The sequence below is a fragment of the Clostridium perfringens genome (genome assembly GCF_016027375.1).
In the GTDB taxonomy this organism is placed as follows: domain Bacteria; phylum Bacillota; class Clostridia; order Clostridiales; family Clostridiaceae; genus Sarcina; species Sarcina perfringens.
Genome location: NZ_CP065681.1, coordinates 2,425,351 through 2,451,623, shown reverse-complemented (window position 1 = coordinate 2,451,623; position 26,273 = coordinate 2,425,351). Strand labels below are relative to the sequence as shown.

The window sequence follows — 26,273 nt, the reverse complement described above, 5'->3', positions numbered from 1 at the left end:
CATGTTTTGTTTCTGGAGGTATAAGATGAGTAACATCAAGTTTGAAGTTAGATCTATTTTAGAGATACTATCTCGAAAAGGATTGAATATACCCAATTATCAACGACCATATAAATGGGAAAGAAAGCATATTAGAAATTTATATTATGATATAAGAGAAGCAATTAATAGAAATACTAGTGATTATAGAATAGGAACAGTAATCTTACATAATAAAAGCGAAAAAGAATTAGATATTGTTGATGGTCAACAACGATTAATCTCTATAGTTTTATTCTTGTTGTTAGTTAATAAAGATTCACTACCAGTTGGTGCAAAAAATCTATTATCGCGAAAATATTCAGGTATATCACAAAATCATGCAAAAGAAAATTACAATGAATGGAGTAGTTTGTGTAATCTTATATCAGATAGTGAGTTGTATGAATTAAGCTATTATATTTTAAATAAATGTAAAGTATCTGTTATTGAAATGCCAGAAGATAAACTTGCAGAGGCCTTTCAATTATTTGATTCGCAAAACAATCGTGGTAAGAAATTAGAGGCTCATGATCTTTTAAAGGCTTATCATTTGAGAGCTATAGGGAGCTTGGCAGATGAAACTACTGTGGAAAAATGGGAAAAGTATAATGATATAGAGGCATATAATGGTTTGTTAAATCTAGAACAATTGTTTGATAAACACTTGTTTAGGGTTAGACGCTGGGCAAATGGAGAAACAGGTTTAACAAAGAGGAAAAATAGCAATACTAGTGAACTGAAATTTACTGCAAATTACATTGACGATTTTAAAGGCGTTGATTTAAATAAAAAATCCTATCCCTACTTAAAATTATATGAAGAGTTAAAAGAACATGGAATTGATTTTCCTAATTCGCTATGTATGCCCATAATTAATGGGGAGGCCTTTTTTAAATATATTGAGTATTCTTATGAATTATTCAATAAAAATTTTTACGAAGAAAATATTACTCGTAATTATTTATCAGATGAGATATATTCTTTTGTTACAAGTAAGGTTGGAAAGTATTCAAGAAATATTAATTTATTTATTAATTTGATAGCTCTGTTTCAAGATAGATTTGGTAGTGAGGCTCTCACTAGGGAGATAAATGAGAAAATTTTTGTTTGGGCTTTTTATCCACGTGTCATGGCAAAATATATTGGTGATTCAATGCAGGCAAATTATGCAGCAGGTGAAAAGTTTTTGAAAAAGCCTGCTCAAAAACTGTTTCATTTATTAGCTTCATCAACTACACCAAATGATTTCATATCAAAGATTAATACTGATTTATTTCAAAACTATACTTCAAATGATATTATCTCAAGATTAAATGATCAGGGAGGAAATAATTAAATGGGAAAACCACTTTCAATATTTGAGCTTATGAATAATAATAAATATTCAATTCCTTTGTATCAAAGAAATTTCGCTTGGACATATGATGAAATTAGTCAGCTCATAATTGATGTACTTGATTCTATAAAATCTAGAAGAGAAGAATACCATATAGGAACTCTTGTTGTTAGTGAAGATAATGGAGAATATTCTATTATTGATGGGCAACAAAGATTTACAGCATTACTTTTAATAAGTCTTGCTATTCAAAATAATTATAGAGATAGTGCAAATTTAAAATATATCAATAAAATTAATTTGAAGTTTTCTGCAAGAAAACGTTCAGATATAACTTTAAAAAACTTATTTGAATGTAAGGATAATATTGATAATGACGAACTAAGTAGAGGATACGAAAATGCTAGAAATGCTCTTAGTGCTTATGTTATGAATGATGAAGAGTATTCAGATATTACAATGATGGATTTTTATAAATATTTATTCAATAAAGTTAAAATCTTTCTAAGTATTATGCCTATTGATTTAGATTTGAATTTATATTTTGAAAGATTTAACTCAAGAGGTGAGCAGTTAGAATTTCATGAAATTATAAAAGCTGAATTAATGCAAAAGTTATTAGTTGAGAATACTGACCTTACCGTAATTCGAAAGTTTGCAAAAATTTGGGATGCTTGTTCAGATTTTGAAACTCCTGTAATTAGCTTCTTTAAAAAGAAAACTAAATCTTCAGATATTGATGATGAACGTGAGAGGATATTTTTAAATAAATGTAATGAATATGAGACAGGAAAAAAAACATGGAAATATGAATTTAAATTTAATGATATTTATGATTCAATGACTGTAGCTGATGAAAATAAAAAATCACTTTTAGATGTTTTAGAAAGCGAGAATTGTACATCTGATGATAATAAAAGTGGTAAAGAGAATGAAACGGATGAGCCTATTAAATATAGATGTATTATTAATTTTAATACCTTTTTATATTACGTGCTATATTTAACTGATAATAAGAAACCTAATGAAATTCAGTTAGATGATAAGAAACTTAACAGAAACTTTGCTGTAAGCACTAGGAATAAGGAGTGGATTTTAAAATTTGGGGAAAATCTATTGAAGTTGAAATTTATTTTTGATAATTTGATAATACGTAATTCACTTGAAACTAATAGGACAAGAGTTGAAGGGGAATGGTTCTTACAAAAAGCATATCGGGTGGATAAGAATGATAAACAAAGAGGGCATTTATATGTTCAGACTAGATATGATAAGAATTCCTTTGAAACAAATAATAGAGAAATTTTAATGTTGCAATCAATGTTTGCTATTACTTTTACTGCGAATAAAGATACAAAATGGGTATATACAATATTGAAATTTTTATTTGAAAATGCAAGTAAATTAAGTTCTTCAAAATTTGGTAGTGAATTCATGAAATTTTTAGAAGACTTGAGCATAACTTATGCTAAGGAAAGATTCTGTAGTGGTGAAATTATAGACCCAGTAAAATTGAGATGTGATAAAGAAGTTCCTGTATACGCATTTAACTTTACTGATTATGTTTTATGGAAAAACCGTTTAATATTAAAGAAGGATTATCCAGGCATTAATTTTGAAAAATTTTCTTTTAAATATAGAAGATCAATTGAGCATTGGTATCCACAAAATAAGGAAGAAAATGATGAAAGTCGCAAGATGGATAATGATTTACTACACTCTTTTGGTAATTTAGGCATTATATCTGCAAGTCAGAATTCTAAATTTAGTAATTTAGACCCTATGGCAAAACTTGCTAATTGGCGTAGTATTTTTAAAAATCAAAGTTTGAAAATACAAATTATGGCGGCTAAAACTGATGAATGGAGAGAATGGAATAACCATAAAAAAGATGAAATTAAAGATGTTGAATCATCAATCATTAAGTTGCTTAATGAGTATATAAATAAATTTTAATATTTTCATATATTTAGATATAATTACACATAAAGAAATATTACAGCTGATTAACACAGAATATTTAAATATATTGCCTATGCTATTTAAATTTAGAACTGAATGATTAATTAATAATTTGGTGAAGAGACTTATTTCTTATTAAGTTATTGATTATGATTAGAGTTGACTTATATAAAAAGGAGAGATTAAGTTTTGGAACATGAGAAATTAGAGAAGTTTGATTTAGAAGACGTACTTAAGAAATGTAAAAAAAGTGCATCAAATGGATATGACATAGCTTCAAAGCATGAGAAACTTTTAAATAAAACTTTAAATAATGCAAAAAAACAAATTGAAGATACAAAAAATGATTTTAATAAGACAAATTGTTGTATTTCAGATGCAACAAAATCTCTTGAAACTCAGCTGAATGATATTAAAATATCATTTGATTCATTGTCTAAAAAGTTAAGTAATGACTTAGAAAAAAACAGGAAAAATCTTTCAGATTTTTCTATTACATTGTTTGGTAGAACCATGGCAGGAAAATCTACTTTAATGGAGATTTTAACTAATGGTGAAGGAAAATCTATAGGTTTAGGGGCTCAACGAACAACAAGAGATGTTAGAAAATATAGGTGGAATAATCTTGAAATTACAGATGTTCCTGGGATTGGTGCCTTTGAAGGACAAGAAGACGAAGAAATCGCTTTTGAAGCAGCAAAGTCAGCTGATTTAATTTTATTTTTGATAACAGATGATGCACCACAAGCAATAGAAGCAGAATGTTTTGCGAGAATTGTAAGTCTTGGTAAACCAATTATATGTATAATGAATGTGAAAGCTACTGTATCTGAAAATAAAAGCATTAAATTAATGATGAGAGATATAAGTAAGAGATTTGATAGAGAAAGATTAGACTCAATAAAGGATCAATTTTTATCATACTCAAAGCAGATGGGACAAGAATGGGGTTATATCCCTTTTGTATATGTACATTTAAAGGCTGCATTTTTATCTCAACATATAGATGACAAAGAAAAATCTCATGGCTTATACGAAATTAGTCAGATATCATATTTGAAAAAGAAAATCGTTGAACAGGTAATAAATAAAGGACAATTTTATAGAATAAAGACTTTTATTGATCTTATTTCTAATCCAATGATGAATTCAATAGATACTTTATTAAACCAAAGTCTAATAAACAGTACACAAGGTAGAACTATTTTGAGTAAGAAAAGGAATCTTGAAAATTGGAAAGATAAATTTTATCGTGATTCTAGACAACAAATTAAATCACTTATTAAAAACATAAATAGTCAGTTGAAATCTGAAATTGCACTTTTTGCAGAAGAACATTTTTCTGATGAACATGCTGACAAAGCTTGGAATAAGATACTTAAAGAAAAAAGAATAGATACAAAGTGTAAAGATTTATTAGATAATTTAGAGACTCAATGTAATGATAGAATTAAAGAATTATCTAGAGAAATAGAAAATGAATTAAAGTTTTCATCATATATTGCATCTGATAGTTCATTGAAAATGAATAAAATAATAGATAAGAAAAGGTTATGGGATTGGACAACAACTATCTTAGGGGGTGGATTGTCAATTGGTGCGGGAATAGCATTTCTTGCAGGAGCAACTTTATTCACGCCATTAGGTTGGGCAGCATTGGGGGCATCAATAATTGGAATAGTTGGATCATTTTTGTTTAAAAGTAGAGATAAAAAAGAAAATGAAGCTCGTATAAAACTTGAAAATAATTTAAATAAAAATGTAGAAAACATTTGTGATTCTTTACAAAAGGAGATGCTTGCTAATCTTGATAAGCTTGTTAATAAAAGAATAGTATTATTAACAAAAGAATTAGATAGAATTAATTCAGTAATTTTTAGACTAGCTGATACTCAAAAGGAACTTGCATGGAAAATTAATAGTAATCTTGTTCAGTTAAATATACAGATTGTAACTGAGGCAATTCATTTAATTGGTGCTCAAGGATTAGAATTTCACATTAATTCTGTAGCTAGGATACCTGGTGTTTCTACACTTATAATGTTAGATGATGGAAAGAGATTTCCTGATGATATATCAAAAAATTTATATTTATTGATGTCTGAAAAAATAAGATATGTTTTTTATGATGAGAATAAGAAAGTGTTAATCTCTAGGATTATAGGAAAGACAATTAATAGACGCGATATTAACATTGAAGAAAATATAGGGATAGCTCACATACCATTAGAAAATACTACACCAGATGTTCTTAACCGAGTAAAATTAGCACAACAGCTTTCAGAAATATTGATTACAAAATGATAGGAGATAAGATTTATGTTTAAATTTGAAGAATATTCTAAGAAGATAAAAAATATAGAAGAGAGAATAAAGCAGAAATTTATAAATGCTAATATTGAATATAATATTGAAGAAGATAAGAAGAATACTATTAAGTTAGTTTTTACAGGACAATATAGCGCTGGAAAATCATCAATTATAAGAATGTTGACAGGTAGAGAAGATATTACTGTTGGTGCAGGTATAACAACACAAAAGGCACATATATATGAATGGAATGGATTAGAGATTGTAGATACACCAGGAATACACACACAGTTAAGGCCAGATCATGATGAAATATCTTATGATGCAATTGCATCAGCTGATATGCTAGTTTTTGTAGTAACTAATGAATTATTTGATTCTCATCTTGCACAGCACTTTAGAAAGCTTGCCATTGATAAGGACAAGGCAGGAGAAATGATTCTTGTTGTAAACAAAATGGAAAGATCATCTGAGGGAAATACCCTTGTACAACAAAGTGTAATAAGAGAAGATCTCAGAAAAGTCATTGAACCATATACACCAGAAGAGTTAAATCTTTGCTTTTTAGATGCAGAATCTTATTTAGATAGTTTAGAGGAAAGAGATGAAGATATTGAATTAGCAGATGAATTATTTAGTCGTAGCGGTTATACAGATTTTATTGAAACATTAAATTATTTTGTAAAGAAAAAGAGTTTAGCATCAAAGCTTACAACAAAGTTATATAAAATGGATGATGGGCTTCAGAAAGCTATTCAGCTACTTGAGCCTAAATCTTCTGATAATGATATTAATGCTTTAGAAGAAAATTTTATACAACAAAGATATGTTTTATCAGAATCAAGAAATAGATTACAAGAAGAAATAAGTGGTATTTTTACATCTTCAGTATCAAAAATAAGAGATTTGGGAGTAAGTTCAGCTAATTTATTAGTTGAGGGGTGTAAAAAAGAAGATATTGAATCAGAGTTTAAAAAGTCAATATGTTATGCTAATGAAACTATAGAAAAGTGTCAGCAAGAAGCTATGGAAAAACTTGAAGTTCGTTTGAATGAAATAGGACAAGAAATTGACTCTATAGAAAATTCAAAATTCTCAAAAGAGTTAAAATTAAGATTAGATGGTAAGTTCGATGGATTACCAGATAACATAAAAAGAATTCTAGTTAAGGCGGGTAATGAAGCACAAAAGAATGGAAATAAAGTTGTGAAAAATGCTTATAAGTTAGGAAGTAAGGGCGGAATGAAACTTACTAATTTTTCTGGAAGTTCTATTCACAATATTGTAATAAAGGCAGGTCATAGTATAGGTTATAAATTCAAACCTTGGCAAGCAATTAAGATAACTAAAGGTGTAGCTATTGCTGGTCAAGCATTAGCTATTGTTGGAGTTGGCTTATCTGTATTTATGCAAATAAAATCTGATAAAGATGAAGAAAAAATAAGAGAAGATTTAAGAAAGAATCGTCAGAATATAAGAAGTCAGTTTAATTCAGCGGCAAGCGAATTAGAGGATTATGGAAGAGAATTCATAAGAGAGAATATTTATAATTCTTTGGATAATTCTATTCAGGAGATTGACAATAATATCAGAGAGATAAGAAAAACTCGTTCTAATCGAAGTATTTTATGCAATGAAATGGAAAATTTACAAGTTGAGTGCAGAGCCTTAATTAAAGAAATACACAATATGTAATTAAATGAAAAAAATGTTGTTATTTAGGGGCTTAAATAAATATGATTAAACATTGATGTTACAGTTAAATATCATAGCATAATTAATTAATGCTTTTACTAAATTTATATAATTGAATATATAGAAATATGAAGAACATAAAGTTACTTAACGATAATCTTTAATAAAGTTAAGTAACTTTTTTTGTGTAATGAAAACCACTCGCTATGCGAGTGTGTTCAGAAGAGCTTTAGCGATGTAAGAAAAAACCTCCTTTTGTTAAAATGAAAATAGGTTCGCAGCCAATTTTCATAACAAAAGGAGGGTTTTAAATGGATACAAACAGTTTAGCACATACAAAATGGAATTGTAAATATCATATAGTTTTTGCACCAAAACACAGAAGGAAAGAAATATATGGAGAGAAAAAACAAGAAATAGGTAAGATATTAAGGCAGCTTTGTGAATGGAAAGGGGTTAGGATAGTCGAAGCGCACGCTTGCGTAGACCACATACACATGCTTGTTGAAATACCACCTAAAATGAGTGTTTCAAGTTTCGTTGGGGTTCTAAAAGGTAAAAGTAGTCTTATGATTTTTGAGAAATTTGCAAATTAAAAATATAAATATGGAAATAGACATTTCTGGTGTAGGGGATTTTACGTTGATACTGTCGGAAAAAATAAGAAGGCAATTGAAGACTATATAAGAAATCAAGAACAAGAAGATATGATAGCTGATCAAATAAGTTTAAAAGAATATATGGACCCTTTTAAGGGTAGCATGTAAAGAAGTATGCGGCTGGCGGACTAAAATTTAAGCGTCTTAAGATGCAACGCAGGTAGTATGCCCTTATAGGGCTAAGGAAATACCACCAGCTAAGCTAGTGGATTTTTATTTTAAATCGCAATATATTAAGAGTGAACATTATATTTAAGAACTATTTTATGAAAATTATAAAATAATACAACAATCATAACAAAGAATCCAAATGTATAAGCTATTCCATCATATTTAAAAAATCCATCAATGCTCAATGAATTTTTTAAAATAATAAACCAAATTATTGTTGGTAAGCTTAATAATAAAATATTAAGAATATGAATCTTACTTTTATTAATATAAAGAACTTGAATAATTAGATATAAAATTGTTACTATAATATAAATTATTACTTCTTTTAATGAAGAGAATGCGTTTATATCAATAGTAATTCTTGTTGCATATATCCAATTTAAAGTACCCCAAATAAATAATATAAAACTAATAAATATATCTGTAACTTTATGCATATATCCCTCCTTATTAATTAATAATTTAATACGATTGTTCAAAACTTTATCTTTGCTAATACCTCGCTTTTTGAATTGCTTACCTCTCTTACGAGAAGGTCTTGGCATATTCACAGGTTTAGTTCCCTTATAATAATAAGCAAAGAAAACTTCATCTGCTTCAACCACACCATCAACAGAACCTACACCAAGAAACTTACTGATACAATTAAGTATCTTATGTGGCCAGTAAAAAGAAGTTGCAATATTAATTTCTACTTCTTCTGCTGATTTTCTTATAGAAAAACAATTAAATTCTAATTGAGTCAATAGTTCTTGTTGTACTTTCCCTGATAAGGCTTTTGCTTATGCCAATAATGATGTTAGACTGCTTTGCTCATAGTGATACCTCCTAAAAATTGATTATATACATATAATAACCTATTTTTGTAAAATTATCATATATCAACCACTATTTAAAACAGAGCCTAAAATAAAATTTTTAACTGAGAAAAAGATTAAGATAAGATACTTAAATTGTGTTAAGTGTAATATAAGAATAAAGTTTAAAAAGGTATTTTATGCTATAATTATTAAAATATCTTAAATTAAAAAATACAATATATTTGAAAGGAATAGAGAATGAAAAAAAGAAAAAGACTTTTTCTAAGTATCATTTTTTTCGGTACAATTTTAAATTTAATTCTTATATTTTTAGGGCTTAAAGTATTGGTAAAGAGGTTAGAGATAAAAATCAATGAAGAGCCAAAAGTGGTGGAGGCACAATTCCCTTACAATACAGAATTTGATAATTATAATATAGAAATAAAAAAGCCTAAGGTAGTAAATCACTACATTCTCTTTGATTACACTATTTCTACAAAGGATAATTCTCCTATAGAAGAGGATGATTTTCACATTACAGGTAGTCCAAGCTTTCCAGACACAGCATATTTTGTATCAGCCCACGATATTTTAAGAAAAGTAGAGAATAATAAGATGAGAATTGTTAATGTTGGAATAATTGTAGCTAGAAAAGACTATGATAAATATGTTAATAATTTTGATTTTTTAGTAAGTGCTAGAGAAAAGGGAAGTAGTAAAAATCTCTTTGAGGAAAAAAGGGTAGATACAACTATAAAAGTTGATGGAGTAGTTTATCCAGATAAGGAAAACTACAAGGAGATTAAAAAGACTTTTAAACTAGATGATATTGATTTTGAAGTTTTAAGCATAGGAGACTTTGACTTTGGAAGCTGTATACCTATATTTGTAGGAAATATAAGTGAGGAAAAAGGTAAAGAAATAGAAAATAAATATGCCCTTAGAGTTGAAGGGGAAAATATAAATGCAATTTATGACTTAGAAAAATGGGTTGGATTTTATGAGCAGGTAATAAAAAGATACAGTAATATAGACCCAAGTTACAATGCAAACTCCCAGTATGACCAGTTCTACATGGGAAAAATCTTCTATAATCCAAATGAAGTAAATAAGGACAATGTAAAAATATATCTAATAAACAAGAAAACCAATGAAGAAGTAAGAATAAATTAAACTTACATCCATAAAAGAAGTAAAGATAAATTAAGTTGACAAAAGAAGTAAATATAAATTAAATTGACATCCATAAAAGATTTGCAGTAAAAACCTTATTGCAAATCTTTTTAATATAAAGTGAAAAAACATCCATCTAAGAAAAATCTATAAATCAAAAAGTATCTCTAAGGTACCTCTTCCTATAAAGTAAAATCTCCTTAAGTCAAAGGGGTTATTAAGTGAGCATATCTTAAAGGAAAAGTATATTCTAAGGTGTAAACATACTAAAATCAAAAGATATAGTGAAAAAGTTCCTTAAAAGGGAACTAGAGAGCATATCACTTTTTTAGAAGAAATCAATCCAAGTAAAAGCCAGCTAAAAGTTTTATTAAGTGATAATTAATTAAAGCGAAAATCTAACCTAGGTAAAAATATTACCAAGTAAAAAACAGTCTAAATCCCAAAAATCTAAGGTAAAAAAAAGTATTTCAAGTGAAAAAATGCTTTCAAGTAAAAATCTCTTAAAGCAAATATATTTTAAAGTTAAAAAATACATTCAAGTAAAAATACTTTTACAGAAAATTATAGGATATGAAGGAATAAAATCTATGGGTATTTATATATATTTGAATAAATGAAGTAAATTTTTTTATAAGAAAAATCTTTTTAGGAAAAAAGAGAAAAATAAATTTTTAGGGAGTAGAGACTATGGCTAGAAAGTGTTTTTTTATTGATTTAGATGATATGCCAAAAACTGATGAAGATATTTGTTTAGAAGTTGAAAGGTATTGTGGGGAGAATAATTTGCCTTTTGATTTTATTAAAAAAACCTCACCTGTAATTGCTAAAATTAAGGATAATAATTATGAAATTACAAAGAAATATGAAAATGGAAGATTCCTTAATCGTTGGATTTTAAGCTGTAAGGCAGTAAATTAAGGCATAAAGCGTGATGGATTTTTGAAAATGATTCTACTGTTTTAAGTTGTAAATTATTAACTTAAAGTTTAAAGTGTAGTGGGTTTTAAAAATGATTCTACCTTTTTAAGTGGCAAAAGAATAAATTAAAGCATTAACTTTATTTAAAATTCTCAATATATTGAAAAATATGGATAATAATTATATAGTATATATAACAGAATTCATAAATGTTTAATGAAAAGAGTAGTGAACTACTTATAATAACTATATATCATAGAAAATAGCTACTTTTAAATAGTGTAAAACAGTTAATTTGAAATTGTATTTATAATAAAATAGCTAATTTAAAATAGCACATGTACTAGCTACTTTCAAATGGTGCAAAATAGTTAATTTTAAAATTACTTTATCCAATATAATAAACTTAAAAATTAACTTTATTAAGGGGGATTAGAATTTATGTTTAAAAAAGGCTTTTTAATTGATTTGGATGTTGAACCTAAAACAGATGAGGATATTTGCCTAGAAGTTGCAAAATACTGTGGAAAAGATGGCTTGGCCTTTGAGTTTATTAAAAGAAATTCACCTGTAATTGCCATGATTGATGGAACCAAATATGAAATCAAAAAGACATATCAAACTGTTAGACTGCTTAACTGCTGGGTTTTAAGTTGTAGGGAAATAGACTAATATTAATTTATCTTCATAGTTTTAGTACATTATAAATTAAAAAATAAAAGAAAAATAGGTAGATCACATTTTAAGGTCTATCTATTTTTTATAACTTAACTCATAAGATTATTGATTTTTATAATAACCATGGTATAGACTATTTTTATAATTAAACATAGGATTAAGAGAAATACTTAGATTTTTAATAATAAGGGAGAGAGTTATGGGGAAAGAGTATTTAAAAGCAGATGAAAAGGATTATGAGGAGTTGGTTGACTTTATAAATTATGTATTTAGTCATTCAGGTGGAAAAACGGATTTTCCATCCTTATTGCCTAAGGTATATAAGAACAAGGATAAAATTAAGTACCACCATATAATAAAAGTAGATAACAGGATAAAGGGCGTAGTAGGGGCTTTTCCATTAACCTTAAGCTTATTAGGTGAAAAAGTAAATGTAGTAGGAATTGGAAGTGTATCAGCTCATCCCTATTCAAAGGGACAAGGCTATATGAAGGAACTTATGAATAAAGCTATTTGTGAGATGAAAAATAAGAATGTGGATATGAGTGTTCTTAATGGGTATAGACAGAGGTATGAATACTTTGGATATGAACATTGTGGACAACATATAAACTTTAATATTCTACATGTAAATATAAACTATAAGCGTGATGAATTAATTAATAAGGGAATAAGCATTCATTTATTAGATGAAAATGATCCTAATATAGTAGAAAAGGCATACAAACTTCATTGTAAGAAAAATGTAAAAATAGAAAGAAAAAAAGAAGAATTCTTAGATATATTAAAATCATGGAATTGCAGAATTTACTCTGTGTTTAAAAATGGCGAATTTACTGGATATATTTCCTCCAATAATGGGTTTATTGAAGAAATAGTTATAGAGGATAACAATGATTTAAACTTTGTCATAGCTTCATACATAAAAACTTTTAATCATAGGGAAGTAAATGTAAGGGTTCCAATCTATGAAAGAGAGAAAATATCACAGCTTTTAAAGATATGTGAAAACTACTCAATTACTAAGAATAATAATTTTAGAATATTTAACTATGAAAAGATAGTGAGAATAATGCTAAAGCTAAAAGCCACTTACTCAAATCTAGAAGATGGAGAATATAACATAAAAATAATAAACTATGGCATTTTAAAGATTAAAGTCCACAAAAATCAAGTGGAAGTCAAAAAAATTGAAGAGAAAACCTATAAAGCTAAAGGAATTTTAAAAAATAGTAAAGATGAAAACTATAAAGCAAAGGAATATTTCAATAGTAGTGGGGAGGAAACCTATAAAGATAAGGAAGCTTTAAAGAGCAGTGGAGAAGAAATCTATAAAGATAAGGAAGTTTTAAATACCAGTGAAGAGGAATTTAATATTGAACTAAATGAGTTAGAAGCAATGGAATTTTTATTTTCACCAATAAAATCCTACTTTAACTTCAACAAAGATATTCCAAACTTTTTAAATAGCTGGCTACCACTTCCATTATACATAGACAATTTAGATTGTGTGTAATAAATTTAAAAGAGCTTTAGCAGAAAAGAGGACAAGATTATTCTTTATCCACTTTTCTGCTAAAGCTTAATAATTTAAAGTTATTTGTAAAAATCTAATTGTTAAAAAGTAATTTAAGAATTATTTTTTCTTAGGCTTCTTTTCTTACTGTTAAAAAGGGAAAATGCCTCTAATAATAAACCATATCCTACTAAGGCTACTGTTACAAATTTAAAGCCTAAAGTCCACTAAACAATAGCTGCTAAAAGAAAATCTATTAAAAACAAAAGTAAACTATCTATAATTAATTTTTTCAATTAAATTCCTCCAATTATGAAAAAGTATATAATAAAATAAAGTAATTTTCTTAAAATATATGCCCTGCAAACTTTTCCTGTATAACTAAAAGTGCTACAACATCTAAAATACAAAGAATAAATATACTAATTTGCATTTGTGCAAAAGTTAAAATTTCAGTAAAGCCTAAAATAGAAAAGCCTATAAATACTACGCCTAAAAGGAATAAACATCCTCCCATAAAGCTACAATAATTTTTAATGTCCTTTACTCCCCTTAGGTGATAATCATGTATTAAGCTTGTTTTTTTCTTAACCATTATTAAATACCCAAAAACAGAGAAAAGTATTCCTACAGCTCCTATAATGATAAACTCAAACATAAAATCACCTTCTTAAAAATTATACTTATCAAAATGTTCTATATACCTTTATTGTAACGAATTACACACTACTTTTCAATTATTTCCCAATACCATATAAATTTAGCTCTATATTTTTATAAATTGATTTACATCTAAACTTGGTATTGGTGTTATTAGAAAGACGGTTACCATTTCTATTTTTATAACTTAATTTGTATTTAAACTAAGATTTAGTAATAGAAGATTTACATATTTCATTTACTTTCCATGCTATAATATTAAAAAGTAATTTACTGGTATTTTATTAAGGAGAAGTAAAATGAAATATTATAGATATATTATAACTTCAATTGCAATTTTCGCTGTAGCAATGGGAATAATGAAAAGTATATCAAAAATAGATGGGGCATTAGGAAATATATTTGTTACAATGCTATTTTCAGGTATAATTATCTTTACCTTTATTATTATATGTATAAATATTTTAAAGTTTATTAGAGTGAGAAAGAATCTACAAAATGAAAAAATAATAAGATGGTCTTTTACTAATGAAGAGTGGAGAAGATATATAAATAATGAAACAAAGGAAAGATTAAAATGCTTAGGTAATGAATTGAAGTATATTTATATAATGTATATAGTGTATGCTCTAATTATTTTAGAGCCAATAATACTAGATGCTATAGAAGGAAATATATTTATTGATACTGCCAAGCCAGTTATAATTAAGCTTATAGCAGGAGGTTTTTTAGTAACTATATTAGTATTGATTTACAACTTTATAAAAACAATGTTTTTCTACTTTACTAATATAAATTCTAATGGTGAGGTTATAATGACAGACAAGGCTATACTAATAAATGGGGAACTTAATGAGCCAGATAATTTTACTAGAATATTTCCTAAATCAACCACAGTAAAAAGACAATATTCTCTTTATTATGATGATTTTACACAGTTTAACATGTTAAAGATAGAGAGTGGAGAAACTGAAAGAACAGATTATAAGGGAAATAACTTAAATATAATTAAGGTTATTAGAATTCCCATAAAAGATATTTTTGTTATGAGTAACATTAAAAAAACTTTTGGTATAAAGTTGAAGAATAATAATCAAAAATTTAGAAAATATTAAAGTCTTTTTTATAAAAATAGATAGAATTGGCTTAGAGAATAGAAAAATAGTGGTTCAGAACTTGTCATTTAGTTCTGAGCCATTATTAATATGCTACAGATCTATATAATACTCTTATACAAAATTGGTATTGCCAATATTATTAGAATCATACCCATAAAATCAGGGGAGGAATGACCTAGAGATACATAGATTTGTCCTCCTAAAATAGGGCCAATTATTCTTGCTAGAGATTGAAGAGCTTGGCTACCTCCTTGAATCCTTCCTTGTTCACTAGAATCAGCAGACTTAGATAGCATTCCATTAAATGAAGGGCCAAAAATTGAATCTCCAAAACCAAATATAAACATGCCAACTATGAAAAAAGGATAGAATGTGAAAATAGCTGATGCTGCAATAAGAGCATATCCTACAATTTCAGAAGCCATCCCAAGAATTGCTATCTTTACATCACTAAGTTTTATTAAACAAATAAATACAGACATAAGACCAAAGTTTAAAATTCTAAGTTTATTATTTATTAAAAATTAAGTTATATCATATATGGAAAAGTAGACATAAATAAATTATTATATTAATATAGAGAAAAATATTGTAATATTAAGTTAATTTGGGAAATAAGGTGTTTTAATACTTAAAATGAGAAAAAATCTAATTAAATAATTTAGTTTTTATATTTAATTAGAAAAGTTATATTAGGAGGCAAATTATGAAGAGTATAGAAGTAACTACAAAAAATCAATTAAAGGAAGCAGTAGATAAAAACTATGATGAAATAGTAGTCAATGGAGAGTTAGCAAAAAAGTTAAATAAAGCTAAGAATATAAAAAAACTAAGTGGAGCAACAATTGGAGTATTAGCAGCAGCATTATCAGTTGGAGCGGCAACAGCACCAATAACAGGGGGATTATCATTAGTAGCAGCAGCACCTATAGCAGCATTAACTGGAGCAGATATAGCACTTATAATAGCGGTGTCATTTGTTGGATTAGCATTAGTAACATCAATATATAAGGGATATGATGAAATAGAAATTTCAAAAAATCCATGGAAATTAAAATTAAAGAAAAAATCAAATTGTTAGAAAGTTTTTTATGTAAGAAAATTTTATTAAAATACACTAGGTATTTAATTATTATTGCTAATATAAATTATAGGGATTAAGGAGAGTATTAATGGCACGAGATAAAAGAGTTTTTGGAAAATATACATATATTAATACGGGGATTGATATGGCAAATGTTTTTTTGAAAATTTCTGAGGATGATGAAAAAGTAGCTAATGTTCTATGTGAAAATGGGAATTATAATGAAGCTACTTATTTTTATATACAATCTATGGAGAAATACGTTAAATATTTTATATCTCAGAAAGTAGATATTTCTAATAAATATTTTGCCAACAAAATAAGAGAAACAGGACATTCAATAGACAAATCTATTGATTTTCTTATAGAAATTGTAGCTGGCAATGATGATTTATTAAGAGAGCAAATAAGCAATCAAATTAAGTATCAAATACTGAAAGGAGTAAAGCTTTCAGTATTATATAATGCTGTAAGATATCCATTTTATAATGAGTATAAAGGAAATTATAAAATTTTAAGTATGTCCATATCAGACTGTTTAGATATAAAGAATATGTTTAAAGGGCTAAAAAATATGTTAAAAGACTTAGGAAGAATTTAAAAAACTTTTAGTTCTATAGTAAAAAAGCAGGAGTTTTGTCCTGCTTTTTTTATTTAGATATAATTTAATGTTAAAAAATTCAAATTATATAATTTTATATTAAAACTCTAAAGTTTTTATTATACATATTGAGGAATTTAATCTAATAATGTAAAATTATAACGTTAATTGATATTTAGATTTTAATTCAAAGGATAAAAAATATAAATATAAACAATAAGTTTAAAGGTGTTTATTATGAATATTGAAATAAATAATTTTATTAGTACAAGTATTTCTGATGGTCCAGGTATAAGAAGTGTTTTGTTTTTACAGGGGTGTTCTATTAGGTGTAAAAATTGTCATAATAAAGAGGCGCAAAATGTAGGAGACGGAATATTATATGATATTGATCAACTTATTATTTATGTAAAAGAAAGATGTTTAAATAAAAAGATAACTATATCAGGAGGAGAACCTCTAGAACAATATGAATCTGTTAAGTATCTTGTAAAAAAGCTTTCAGAAGATAACTTTAATATTTGTTTATATACAGGATTAACATTAGAAAAGGTTAATAAAGATATATTTAAGTATTTAAATTATATAAAAGTAGGAGAGTTTAGAGAAGATTTAAAAGATTTAAAATTAGCATTTAGAGGTTCAAGTAATCAAAAAATATATAAAGTCTTAAAGGGGCGAGAGGTATGCTTAATAGAAATAGAGAAATAGCAAATTCTAACAAATGTGTTTCTGGAGAGATAGTAGGTATTGGAGAGGAAGTAAATAAAGAATATATTTTAAATAATATAATTTTAGATGATTTAGCATTAGGGCATAAAAATAGAGCATATTGGATACATGACTTAGAATTTTATGAATTAGCCTACAATTGTATTGGAATAAGCGCTTTAGATATTATAAAAAATAAAGAATATAGCTTCTCTAGAGCAATAAGGAAATTGAATAGAGAAATAGTGAAAATAACAAATAGTCAATCGGGTGGAATAGGATTTATAAATTTTGATACAGATATGTCAACTTATTTAAAGGATGAAAGTGATAAGGAAATTATAGAGTTAATATCAGAATTTTTTAATGATTTAAATATGTTTGTTAGAAAAGGGTGCGAAAGACCATATGTGACATTTAATTTTGGACTTGATGAAAGTTATAATGGTAGAAGGTTTAGTAAACTTCTTTTGAAAGCTTATGAACTTGGAGATGAAAATTCAAAACCATTTGTATTTCCAAATTTAGTTTTTAAAATTAAAGATGGAGTAAATAAAAAGGAAAGTGATAAAAATTTTGACATATTTAATCTTTCATGTAGTTTAACAGCAAAAAATATGATACCAACTTATCTAAATTGTGATTCTTCATTAAATAAAAATTTAAATGCAAGTAAATTAGGCGTAATGGGGTGTAGAACTAGAGTCTATAACAATTTATTTGGTGAAGATACATCTAAAAACAGAGGTAATATAGCTTGTGTCACTATAAATTTAGTACAGGCTGCAATAAAAAGCAACGGAAGTATAGATGCCTTTAAAGAAGAAATTAAAAATGTAATGAATAAGGCAAAGAAACTTCTTGTTCATAGGTTTAATACATTGTGTAAAAGTGGTAGTTTTAATTGTATAAGAGAGTTAGGAATATATTTAGACTACGATAAATCTAATAAAGAAATGTTAAGAAATGGGACTTTATCTATTGGATTTATAGGTCTTTGGGATTCTATTTCAGTATTATTTGATAAAAAGTTAACTAAAGATGATATATTATATAAGTATAGAGACTTAGCTTATAGTATTGTTGAATTTATGAAAGATATAATAAATTCTTATAAGGAGCAAGATTTATTAAATTTTTCACTTTTAGCATCAGCAGCAGAAGGAGTTTCTGGAAGATTTCCAGCATATGATAAAGAAAAATATAAGGAGTTTAATAGTAAGTTTAACAAAGAATATTATACCAATTCCTTTCATGTACCTGTTGATTTAGAACTTAATTATTTTGAGAAGTTGAGTATAGAAGGTATATTTCATAAATTATGTGATGGTGGATCTATTAGTTATGTAGAATTATCAGAGATACCATCACATAATATTGAAGGTGTCAAAGAGATAATAGACTTTGCATGTGAAAATGATTGTAATTATATTGGAATTAATTTTCCTTTAGATATATGTAATAACTGTGATTCTGTTGGTGAATTTAATATGGTTTGTGATTATTGTGGATCAGATGATATTTTAAGATTAAGGAGAGTGTCAGGATATTTATCATCAACAAGTAATTTTACAAAGGGAAAAAAAGCAGAACTTTGTGATAGAGTTGCACATTTAGTATAAAAGGAGTGATATTGATGCATATAGCAATTGAAGGTATGGATGGAGCAGGAAAAACTAGTGTAGCAAAATTATTAGCTGAAAAAATAGGATTTAAATTTGTTGAAAAACCATTACACTATATGTTAGATGAAGATGGAACATTAGATAATTATATGAGGGTTTCAAAAGATGTTAATAAGCAAAGTGAAATGGCTATAAAAACTCTTTTTTATGGTCTTGGAAATGTTTTTGTGAAAAGTAAATTTAAAGGAGAAAATATAGTTACAGATAGGCATCTTGTGTCAAATTATTTTTGGAATTGTGATGAGACTACTCAAGATATATTTGATGTTATATTAAAACATGCAAGTATTCCAAAAATAACATTCTTGCTTTATGCAAATGAAGAAGTTAGACTAAAAAGAATAATAGAGAGAAATCCATTAGACGATGATGTAAATAAAATTAATTTATATCCACATGCATATGAAAAAATGAAGGAATGTTTAGAAAAAAATAAAATGGATTATGTGTTAATTGATAATTCAGAAAAAACCTGTGAAGAAGTTGTAAGTTTAATTATTGATTATTTAAAAGTGGTAAATATTATATAAAAGAAATTGGTGATAATAATGGAAATTAAAATATTAATAGGATTACCAGGTTCAGGAAAATCTACTTATTGTGAAACAGTAAAAAACAAACAAGATGTTATATTAGCTACTGATGATATAAGAGAAGAATTATTTGGAGAAACTTTTAGTGACAGAATAAAAGCTAAAGTATTTAAAGAATTAATAAATAGAAGTATTAGAGCATTACAAAAAAATAAAAACCTAATTATAGATACCACTTTTCTTAATGAAAAGGATTATAGAAATATTTTTCTAAGGGAAGTAAGTGCTGTCAATAAAAACTTAATAAAAAAAGCAATTTGTTTTAATACTAATATAGAAAAATGTATATATAGAGATAAATTAAGAGAGAAAAAAAGGTTTGTTGGGGAAACTATAATATATGAATTAAGTAAACACTTAGTGTGGCCCAATAATTCTGAAAACTTTGATGAAATAAAATTTATTAATAATTAAGTAAAGAGAACGATATATTAAAAACAGTAGATAGATTTGTATGAAAACAAATACTATCCACTGTTTTTTTATTTCTCACTTACTAATTGCTCTACGGCTGGAACATCAGCAGGAGCCCATGAAAGAGTTTCAAGGTAATCTACTGGAAGCCATATAAGTTTTGCATGTTCACTAGCTTTTGGAGTTCCATTAACAAGTTTACATCTTAATGTTATTAAGTTAACTATAACTTTCTCATATTCATGAGTATTATCATTAAATGTAGATATGTATTCTATATCACAATCTAATTCTTCTTTAATTTCCCTAACTATTGCTTGTCCTACAGTTTCCCCTTCCTCAATCTTTCCACCAGGGAATTCCCATTGCTTAGGAAGAGTCATATCTTTTGATCTTAAGGCACAAAGAATTTCTTTCTTTTCATTTTCAATTATAGCACCAACTACTTTTACTGTTTTTTTCATAATGTTTTTCTCACCTCGAAGATTATTTTATCATAATTACAATCTATAGCAAATTTTATATTTATATTAAGTGATTTAAATTAATATTTGATAATAAATAGAATTTAATGTTAAATTTGTGTATAATTACAGATGTTAATATTAAAAATACATAAAATATATTATATGTATAAAAATAGTATATATTTAATGATAATCATTTTAAGAAAAGACCCTATTTTAATGGGGAGGAGTATTTAGATATAAATTAAAACTACTTTAAAGGAAAGTTAAAAGAAACCTTACTTTAAATAAAAAAATGTTTTGAAGGATAAATATTGTACTTTAAACCTATTATAATATTCTTGTACAGGAGAAAAGCAAGGTTTTTTATATCAAAATATAAAATGAGTTCAAGTTTAAAAAATAATTAATAAGAGAGGTTATAAAAATGAATAAAGAAATTTTAAAATGGTATTTAGATTATATTGATAGAAAAAGATTGGATGAAATAATCAATAGAGCTTCTGTAAGCATCAAAGGATTTACAAGTAAGAAAAATGTTTCTGCAATACCTACCCAATTAGCTAAAAAAAATATGTTAAATACTACAAACTATAAGAAGGTAAGGGAGTATTTACTTTCAGAATCCTTAATTGAGCTTATGGGAATTAAGGACAAGAGTAAGTTAATGAATTTAATTAAGGAAGGAAAAGAAAAAGAGGCTATTTTAAAGTTTTTAATTGGTAGCGATGAGGATGAATATATAGAGGAGAAAGAAATTTTTATTAATGAAATTAAAAATGAAACTCTTGACTTAAAAGATAGTAATGATTTAGAAGAAGATAATTTAGAAGATAGTAATGATAAAATTGATGAAAATAACGAGGTGTGTGTATCTAAGGAAGAAGTAAGCACTGAGTCTAATAAATCAGCTAAAAATCAGATTGAAAAGCTGAAAAAGCAAATAGTAAAGCTAGAGAAAAATAATAATAAATTAACTAGTGATTTAGAAAAAATTAAGGAGCAAAAAAAGACTCTAAGCAATGAGAAAATTTCTTTAAGCAAGCAGATTAATGTATTAAGCCAAGATATTAGCAGCTTAAAAAAGAAGTTAGAAGCAAGTGATAATAAAATATCAAAAAGTATTGAAAATTACAATAACTTAAAAAATAAATATGATCTTCTTATAATGAAAGAAAAAGAATTAATTGAAGAAAATAAAAATTTAGTAAAAGAGGGTAATAAGGTTAAAAAAAGAGAAGAAGGGTTAAAAACAAAAAACAAAGATCTTACAAGTGAAATTGAAACCATTAAAAAAATGTTAGAAAAAGCTTCAAAGGAAAAGATAGCTCTTATTGGAGAGATGGAAGAAATACATTTAAAGGGAAGTAGTTATGAATTTGAAAAAATAGATTTAAAAAAGGTCAAGAATTTAGATGAGCTTCTTGGAGAAGGTTATGAGGAGGTATGGGTCCTTTTATATGAACTATCTTCTTTAGATCAAAGTGTAATAAATAGAAAAGAAAATAAATATAAGGTCTTTAAATTTAAAAATTTTGAAGAAGTAAAAAGTCACATGGATAATGTCAGATAAGGAGAGTTATTGATAATGGATAATTTAAATATATACCTTTTAGGAAAATTAGATAGTAATGTATTTGAAAACTCAAGAGAATTTTTGCAATTTAGCGTTAAATCAATAATAGATGATTATAAGGATATAGTAAAAGAAGAAAAATTTAATTGCTTTGTAGAATCGATTTATAAATATGGATTAATAGAAGGTGAAGGAGAAAGTAAAGAAGACAGATTTTACGACTTCTTAAAGGATAGATTAGTTATATTTAATCCAATTATAAATAGTAATAATCCATCTACATGTAATGAAATATTTGTGAAGAAGCCAGAGAATTTTAAAGAAGAATTTGTATATAAAGCTATACCTGTATTTTCTAAGAAAAACTTAAAAATAAGTTTTGAGGAATTTAAGCGAAAATTAATAAATAAAGAGTGGATAGATGAGATTGAAGGGTTTTCACAAAGTAAAGAGTCTGTGCCTAATATAATATTCTTTGAAGATGAAGAAAGAATATATGCCTTATCTGGTTTTACTACTCAGCTTTGTAGATATGGAAAGGTTATTTATGACTATGATAAGATTTATGCTGTAGAGGAAAATGAAGCTTGGTATGAAAACTTTGTCAGAAGTGCAGAGCTTGAAGATATAATCTTTGTAGAGGAAAATACAGCTTTAGAAATAGAAAACTTAGCAAGGATGAGTAATGCTATTGACCATTTGAGCCTCATTAGTGATTTAGAGACAAGAGAAGATGAGAAGCCCGTACAAGAGGAGAGGGTTGAGAAATCTAATATTAAAACTTTATCAGACAACATTAATGATGAAGAGAGTAAAGGTGAAAGTGATATTTTTGAGGAGGGTACTATTGGCTCAGCTGTTTGGGATATTTCAGTAAAAGATGAAGATAAAGAAAAGATAAATTCAGAGATTTCAATAAATGAAGGGGTATTCCTAAAAACATTTATGAATACGTGTAGAGCTATGAATTTACTTTATGAGGAAAAAGATTTAATAAACTTTCACACAGCAATGAAATCTTCAAAGCTTGTTATATTATCAGGAATGAGTGGAACTGGTAAATCAAAAATTGTACAAGCTTATGGAAAAGCTTTAGGCTTAGATGAAAATAGACTTAATTTTATCTCTGTAAGACCTTCTTGGGGAGATGATAGTGACTTATTAGGATATGTAGATAGTATAAATAATATTTATAGACCAGGAGATTCTAGGTTTATAGATACATTAATAGAGGCTTCAAATAACAAGGAGAACATTTACATAATATGTTTAGATGAAATGAATTTAGCTAGAGTTGAGCATTATTTCTCACAAATATTATCCGTTCTAGAGCTTGATAGGGATGATAGAATACTGAAACTATATAATGAAGAACTTGAAGGAACAATAAAAAATTCTAATAAATATAAAGCAAATATAAAAATAGGTAACAACATACTTTTAGTTGGAACTGTAAACCTAGATGAGTCAACTTATCATTTTTCAGACAAGGTCTTAGATAGAGCTAATGTTATAACCTTAAATCAAGTTAATTTCTTAGAGCTTAAAAAATTACAAAGAAATAAAGAAAATTTAGTTAAAGTCAAGGAGATTTCTTTTAGAGAATATGAAAAAATGATAGATTCAAGTGATTTAATTGATTTAAAAGATAGGGAATTAGAGCTTCTATCAGAAATAAATGAAAAAATGAACTTCTTAAATAAAAATGTGGGAATTGGATTTAGAATAATAACTCAAATAGATGACTATATAAGAAATATTCCAAAAGATTCAATAATTTCAAGAGAAGAGGGAATAGACATTCAGTTAACTCAAAGAATTCTTCCTAAAATAAGGGGAACTAAGGAGCAATGGGGAGAATTTATTGGTGAATATGATATTTATGATGATGAAAATTCATATTCTAAAAGCTTAAATAGTGAATTGATTAAAATTTTAGATAACTACAAGGATGTATCAGACTTTAAAACCTCAAGAAAATATATTCTAAATAAGGCAAGAGAGCTTAGTATTTATGGCTACACATTATAATAATTTTGAAGTAAGCTTTCATAAGCAATATAACAATGAAGTTAATTACTTAAATTTTTATGAGGATTTAAAGAGCATAGATTATGAAAAAATAGTTGAAATAGAAGAAAATAGTATAATTTATTTAAGGTTTCAAGGGGAAGATAAAAGTGCACAACTTTATATGGATGAACTTGATTTAATTCTCTTTGAATATTTAGAAAATCATGAATATAAAAATGATAATATACATCTTCTTAGAAATGGAGAGATTTATTTAAGTCCTTCAGAGGAGGAAATTCCCTTATGCAAGGAGGGAGTCTCTCCCTTTATACCAGGTATATATTTAATAAAAGTTATTTCTTTTGGGAAGGAATTTTATGGTGCTTTTAAAGTAGTAAATAAGATGATAACCTGTGATGAAGCAAACGAGATAAGAAGAGAATTAGAGGAAGAAGTAGAGGGAATAAGCTTTGAGTTTATAAAAAAGAAATTTGATGTCTATGACAAGGAATTACTTTTAGATCTACCAAAGGGGCTTTATAAGTTCTTTGTAATAGTTAATGAGTTTAAAAATATTATGAATTCTCTTATGGAACTTAGGGTAAGACCTAATTATAAAATTATAAAAAGCTATAAACAAATAAGCAAGGAGAGAGTTAAATATATAGATAATGTAACTATTAGAAATCATTTAAGCAATTCTGAAAAACCTGGTTTTATGAAGGTACCAATAAAAATTATGGAATATGATTTGCCAGAAAATAGATGGGTAAAGAAAATAGTTTTAGAAATGCTATCCCTATTAAATGATTTTATAAAGGAAATAGAGATTATAGCTATAAAAAAGAATAAGAGAATAGAAGAAATAAAGAGATACTCTTATGAGGGAAGTAACAATATTATCTTAAATAAAGAGAAAAACGCCTTACAATATATAATAGAACTTAGAAATAAGGCATTTAAGATGAAAAGTTCAATAGATATATTAAAATCTACGAAATGGTATGGAAGCATAAAAAGTGTAGAAACATATACATTACCCCACGTTCTCATTCAAGATTCTAGATATAATATTTTGTATAAGGTCTATGAAAGATTACACTCTAAAGAGTTTAACTTTAATGATGATGAGAAAATTTCCCTTCAGTGGAAGAGAACAGACAAGCTTTATGAAATGTGGTGTTATATAAAAGTTTGTAACATATTAGAGAACATAGGATACTCCATAAGCAGTGAGCTTGAAAATTCATCAAGAGGTATATTAAACTCTATGTGTCAGCCTAAAGATTTTATTTTTAATCCTAGTAAAAGGAGAAAAAATTCTTTCTCCTATGACTTAGAAGAAAACAGCTTTAGAAGTTTTGAAAAAGATGATATAAAAATAAGATTTTACTATGATTCTAAAATACCAAATTGTAGTGAAAAAAGTGATTTTTATAGTAATCCAATGTTCATAAGAGCCTCAAATAATAAACCAGATGGAAGATTAGATCTCTATAAAAATGAACGTTATTTAGGAAGTATAATCTTTGAGTTTAAATATAGAATAAGAGAAATGCTTTGGAATAATGATACATTTTATAAACATTTAGACCAAGGGATTTATAAGCAATTAATTGCATATGGAACAAGTTGTGCAAGTAAATTTATTTTAAAAAGAAATGATGAAAGTACAGAAAAAAGACATCCAATTTTCCCTGTAAATAAAGTTATAATACTATATCCAAAATCAAAATACGATTTTATTAATTTAGATGAAGTAGAAGATTATAATTTAAAATTCATAAAAGTCAAGCCAGGTAAAAACTTAAAACTTTTAGAAGAAGAATTAAAAGAAGAAATAGAAGCTATTATAGAAAAAGGAGCTTTATTAAAATAACTTGTTAATAAAACTTACAAACAGTATGAAGAGAATATCTAGTAATTCTCGGAATATATTTGTAAGTTTTATTATTATATTTTGATACACGCCCTTTTTTTAAAATACAATAAAAAATATAATTAATTATACAAACAAGGAGTAATAATCATAGAATTTTAAGGGAAAAATCATAAGATAAATTTAGAAAAGTACTCAAAGTTCTTTTCAGATACAGACTTTTTTGA

General features: G+C 26.5%; 20 protein-coding genes and 3 pseudogenes. 19 read left to right on the top strand and 4 right to left on the bottom strand.

Features of this window, described 5'->3' with window-relative positions; genetic code table 11:
• Nucleotides 1–25: 25 nt before the first annotated feature.
• The 5 genes and pseudogenes from I6G60_RS11565 (at nucleotide 26) to tnpA (ending at nucleotide 8,091) form a co-directional block, all read left to right on the top strand.
• Entirely contained in the window at nucleotides 26–1,357 is a 1,332-nt protein-coding gene (locus I6G60_RS11565) for a DUF262 domain-containing protein (protein WP_197925362.1), read from the top strand.
• Nucleotides 1,358–3,313 carry a DUF262 domain-containing protein gene (locus I6G60_RS11560; protein ID WP_197925361.1) on the top strand — a complete coding sequence of 652 codons (1,956 nt, stop codon included), beginning with the start codon at nucleotides 1,358–1,360 and terminating at the stop codon, nucleotides 3,311–3,313. It abuts the gene before it with no gap.
• A 195-nt stretch (nucleotides 3,314–3,508) separates the two neighbouring features.
• On the top strand, nucleotides 3,509–5,623 hold the full coding sequence (locus I6G60_RS11555) for a GTPase (RefSeq protein WP_197925359.1): 2,115 nt from the start codon (nucleotides 3,509–3,511) through the stop codon (nucleotides 5,621–5,623).
• A gap of 15 nt (nucleotides 5,624–5,638) precedes the next feature.
• On the top strand, nucleotides 5,639–7,324 hold the full coding sequence (locus I6G60_RS11550) for a GTPase (RefSeq protein WP_078233513.1): 1,686 nt from the start codon (nucleotides 5,639–5,641) through the stop codon (nucleotides 7,322–7,324).
• A 311-nt stretch (nucleotides 7,325–7,635) separates the two neighbouring features.
• Nucleotides 7,636–8,091 (top strand): annotated as a pseudogene (tnpA, locus tag I6G60_RS11545) (IS200/IS605 family transposase).
• 506 nt (nucleotides 8,092–8,597) lie between these two features.
• On the opposite strand, the pseudogene I6G60_RS11535 reads toward tnpA, so the two are convergent.
• Nucleotides 8,598–8,879, bottom strand: a pseudogene (locus I6G60_RS11535) (IS1595 family transposase); the annotation flags it as partial.
• Nucleotides 8,880–9,302: 423 nt separating this feature from the next.
• On the opposite strand from I6G60_RS11535, the gene I6G60_RS11530 reads away from it, so the two are divergent.
• From I6G60_RS11530 to I6G60_RS11515, 4 genes are all read left to right on the top strand, one after another.
• A complete protein-coding gene (locus I6G60_RS11530) occupies nucleotides 9,303–10,130 on the top strand; it encodes a hypothetical protein (RefSeq protein WP_004457112.1) in 828 nt (275 codons plus the stop codon).
• Nucleotides 10,131–10,820: 690 nt separating this feature from the next.
• Complete coding sequence (locus tag I6G60_RS11525; protein WP_060794979.1) at nucleotides 10,821–11,051, top strand: DUF4318 domain-containing protein; 231 nt, start codon at nucleotides 10,821–10,823, stop codon at nucleotides 11,049–11,051.
• 441 nt (nucleotides 11,052–11,492) lie between these two features.
• Nucleotides 11,493–11,723 (top strand): DUF4318 domain-containing protein, encoded by a 231-nt coding sequence (locus I6G60_RS11520; RefSeq protein ID WP_049040182.1) that lies wholly within the window; start codon nucleotides 11,493–11,495, stop codon nucleotides 11,721–11,723.
• 205 nt (nucleotides 11,724–11,928) lie between these two features.
• Nucleotides 11,929–13,245, top strand: coding sequence for a GNAT family N-acetyltransferase (locus tag I6G60_RS11515; protein ID WP_197925357.1), 1,317 nt, complete (start codon nucleotides 11,929–11,931; stop codon nucleotides 13,243–13,245).
• A 346-nt stretch (nucleotides 13,246–13,591) separates the two neighbouring features.
• Here I6G60_RS11515 and I6G60_RS11510 read toward each other — a convergent pair whose 3' ends face one another.
• Nucleotides 13,592–13,903: a DUF3784 domain-containing protein gene (locus I6G60_RS11510; RefSeq protein ID WP_140562221.1), complete on the bottom strand. Its 312-nt coding sequence runs from the start codon at nucleotides 13,901–13,903 to the stop codon at nucleotides 13,592–13,594.
• 301 nt (nucleotides 13,904–14,204) lie between these two features.
• Here I6G60_RS11510 and I6G60_RS11505 point away from each other — a divergent pair, with 301 nt between their 5' ends.
• Nucleotides 14,205–15,020, top strand: a complete 816-nt coding sequence (locus tag I6G60_RS11505) for a hypothetical protein (protein ID WP_197925355.1) — start codon at nucleotides 14,205–14,207, stop codon at nucleotides 15,018–15,020.
• A gap of 101 nt (nucleotides 15,021–15,121) precedes the next feature.
• Here I6G60_RS11505 and I6G60_RS11500 read toward each other — a convergent pair.
• Nucleotides 15,122–15,487: pseudogene (locus tag I6G60_RS11500) on the bottom strand (MFS transporter); the annotation flags it as partial.
• A 242-nt stretch (nucleotides 15,488–15,729) separates the two neighbouring features.
• On the opposite strand from I6G60_RS11500, the gene I6G60_RS11495 reads away from it, so the two are divergent.
• The 6 genes from I6G60_RS11495 to I6G60_RS11470 all read left to right on the top strand — a co-directional run bounded on the left by I6G60_RS11495 (nucleotide 15,730) and on the right by I6G60_RS11470 (nucleotide 20,111).
• Nucleotides 15,730–16,104: a hypothetical protein gene (locus I6G60_RS11495; protein WP_168971255.1), complete on the top strand. Its 375-nt coding sequence runs from the start codon at nucleotides 15,730–15,732 to the stop codon at nucleotides 16,102–16,104.
• A gap of 91 nt (nucleotides 16,105–16,195) precedes the next feature.
• Nucleotides 16,196–16,708 carry a HEPN domain-containing protein gene (locus I6G60_RS11490; protein WP_197925353.1) on the top strand — a complete coding sequence of 171 codons (513 nt, stop codon included), beginning with the start codon at nucleotides 16,196–16,198 and terminating at the stop codon, nucleotides 16,706–16,708.
• 237 nt (nucleotides 16,709–16,945) lie between these two features.
• Nucleotides 16,946–17,419: a 4Fe-4S single cluster domain-containing protein gene (locus I6G60_RS11485; protein ID WP_168971257.1), complete on the top strand. Its 474-nt coding sequence runs from the start codon at nucleotides 16,946–16,948 to the stop codon at nucleotides 17,417–17,419.
• Nucleotides 17,395–19,041, top strand: coding sequence for an anaerobic ribonucleoside-triphosphate reductase (gene nrdD / locus I6G60_RS11480; RefSeq protein WP_197925352.1), 1,647 nt, complete (start codon nucleotides 17,395–17,397; stop codon nucleotides 19,039–19,041). Before I6G60_RS11485 ends, nrdD begins: the two co-directional genes overlap by 25 nt.
• Before the next feature lie 14 nt (nucleotides 19,042–19,055).
• Entirely contained in the window at nucleotides 19,056–19,634 is a 579-nt protein-coding gene (locus tag I6G60_RS11475) for an AAA family ATPase (RefSeq protein WP_197925350.1), read from the top strand.
• Between the two features lie 18 nt (nucleotides 19,635–19,652).
• Entirely contained in the window at nucleotides 19,653–20,111 is a 459-nt protein-coding gene (locus I6G60_RS11470) for an AAA family ATPase (RefSeq protein WP_168971260.1), read from the top strand.
• A gap of 68 nt (nucleotides 20,112–20,179) precedes the next feature.
• Here I6G60_RS11470 and I6G60_RS11465 read toward each other — a convergent pair whose 3' ends face one another.
• Nucleotides 20,180–20,575: a (deoxy)nucleoside triphosphate pyrophosphohydrolase gene (locus I6G60_RS11465; protein ID WP_197925348.1), complete on the bottom strand. Its 396-nt coding sequence runs from the start codon at nucleotides 20,573–20,575 to the stop codon at nucleotides 20,180–20,182.
• Between the two features lie 430 nt (nucleotides 20,576–21,005).
• Here I6G60_RS11465 and I6G60_RS11460 point away from each other — a divergent pair, with 430 nt between their 5' ends.
• From I6G60_RS11460 to I6G60_RS11450, 3 genes are read left to right on the top strand one after another with little or no spacing between them, the layout of a single operon-like run.
• Nucleotides 21,006–22,151, top strand: a complete 1,146-nt coding sequence (locus I6G60_RS11460) for a hypothetical protein (protein WP_197925347.1) — start codon at nucleotides 21,006–21,008, stop codon at nucleotides 22,149–22,151.
• Between the two features lie 15 nt (nucleotides 22,152–22,166).
• Nucleotides 22,167–24,185, top strand: a complete 2,019-nt coding sequence (locus I6G60_RS11455) for an McrB family protein (protein ID WP_197925345.1) — start codon at nucleotides 22,167–22,169, stop codon at nucleotides 24,183–24,185.
• Nucleotides 24,169–26,046, top strand: coding sequence for a DUF2357 domain-containing protein (locus I6G60_RS11450; protein ID WP_197925343.1), 1,878 nt, complete (start codon nucleotides 24,169–24,171; stop codon nucleotides 26,044–26,046). Before I6G60_RS11455 ends, I6G60_RS11450 begins: the two co-directional genes overlap by 17 nt.
• The last annotated feature ends 227 nt before the right edge of the window (nucleotides 26,047–26,273 follow it).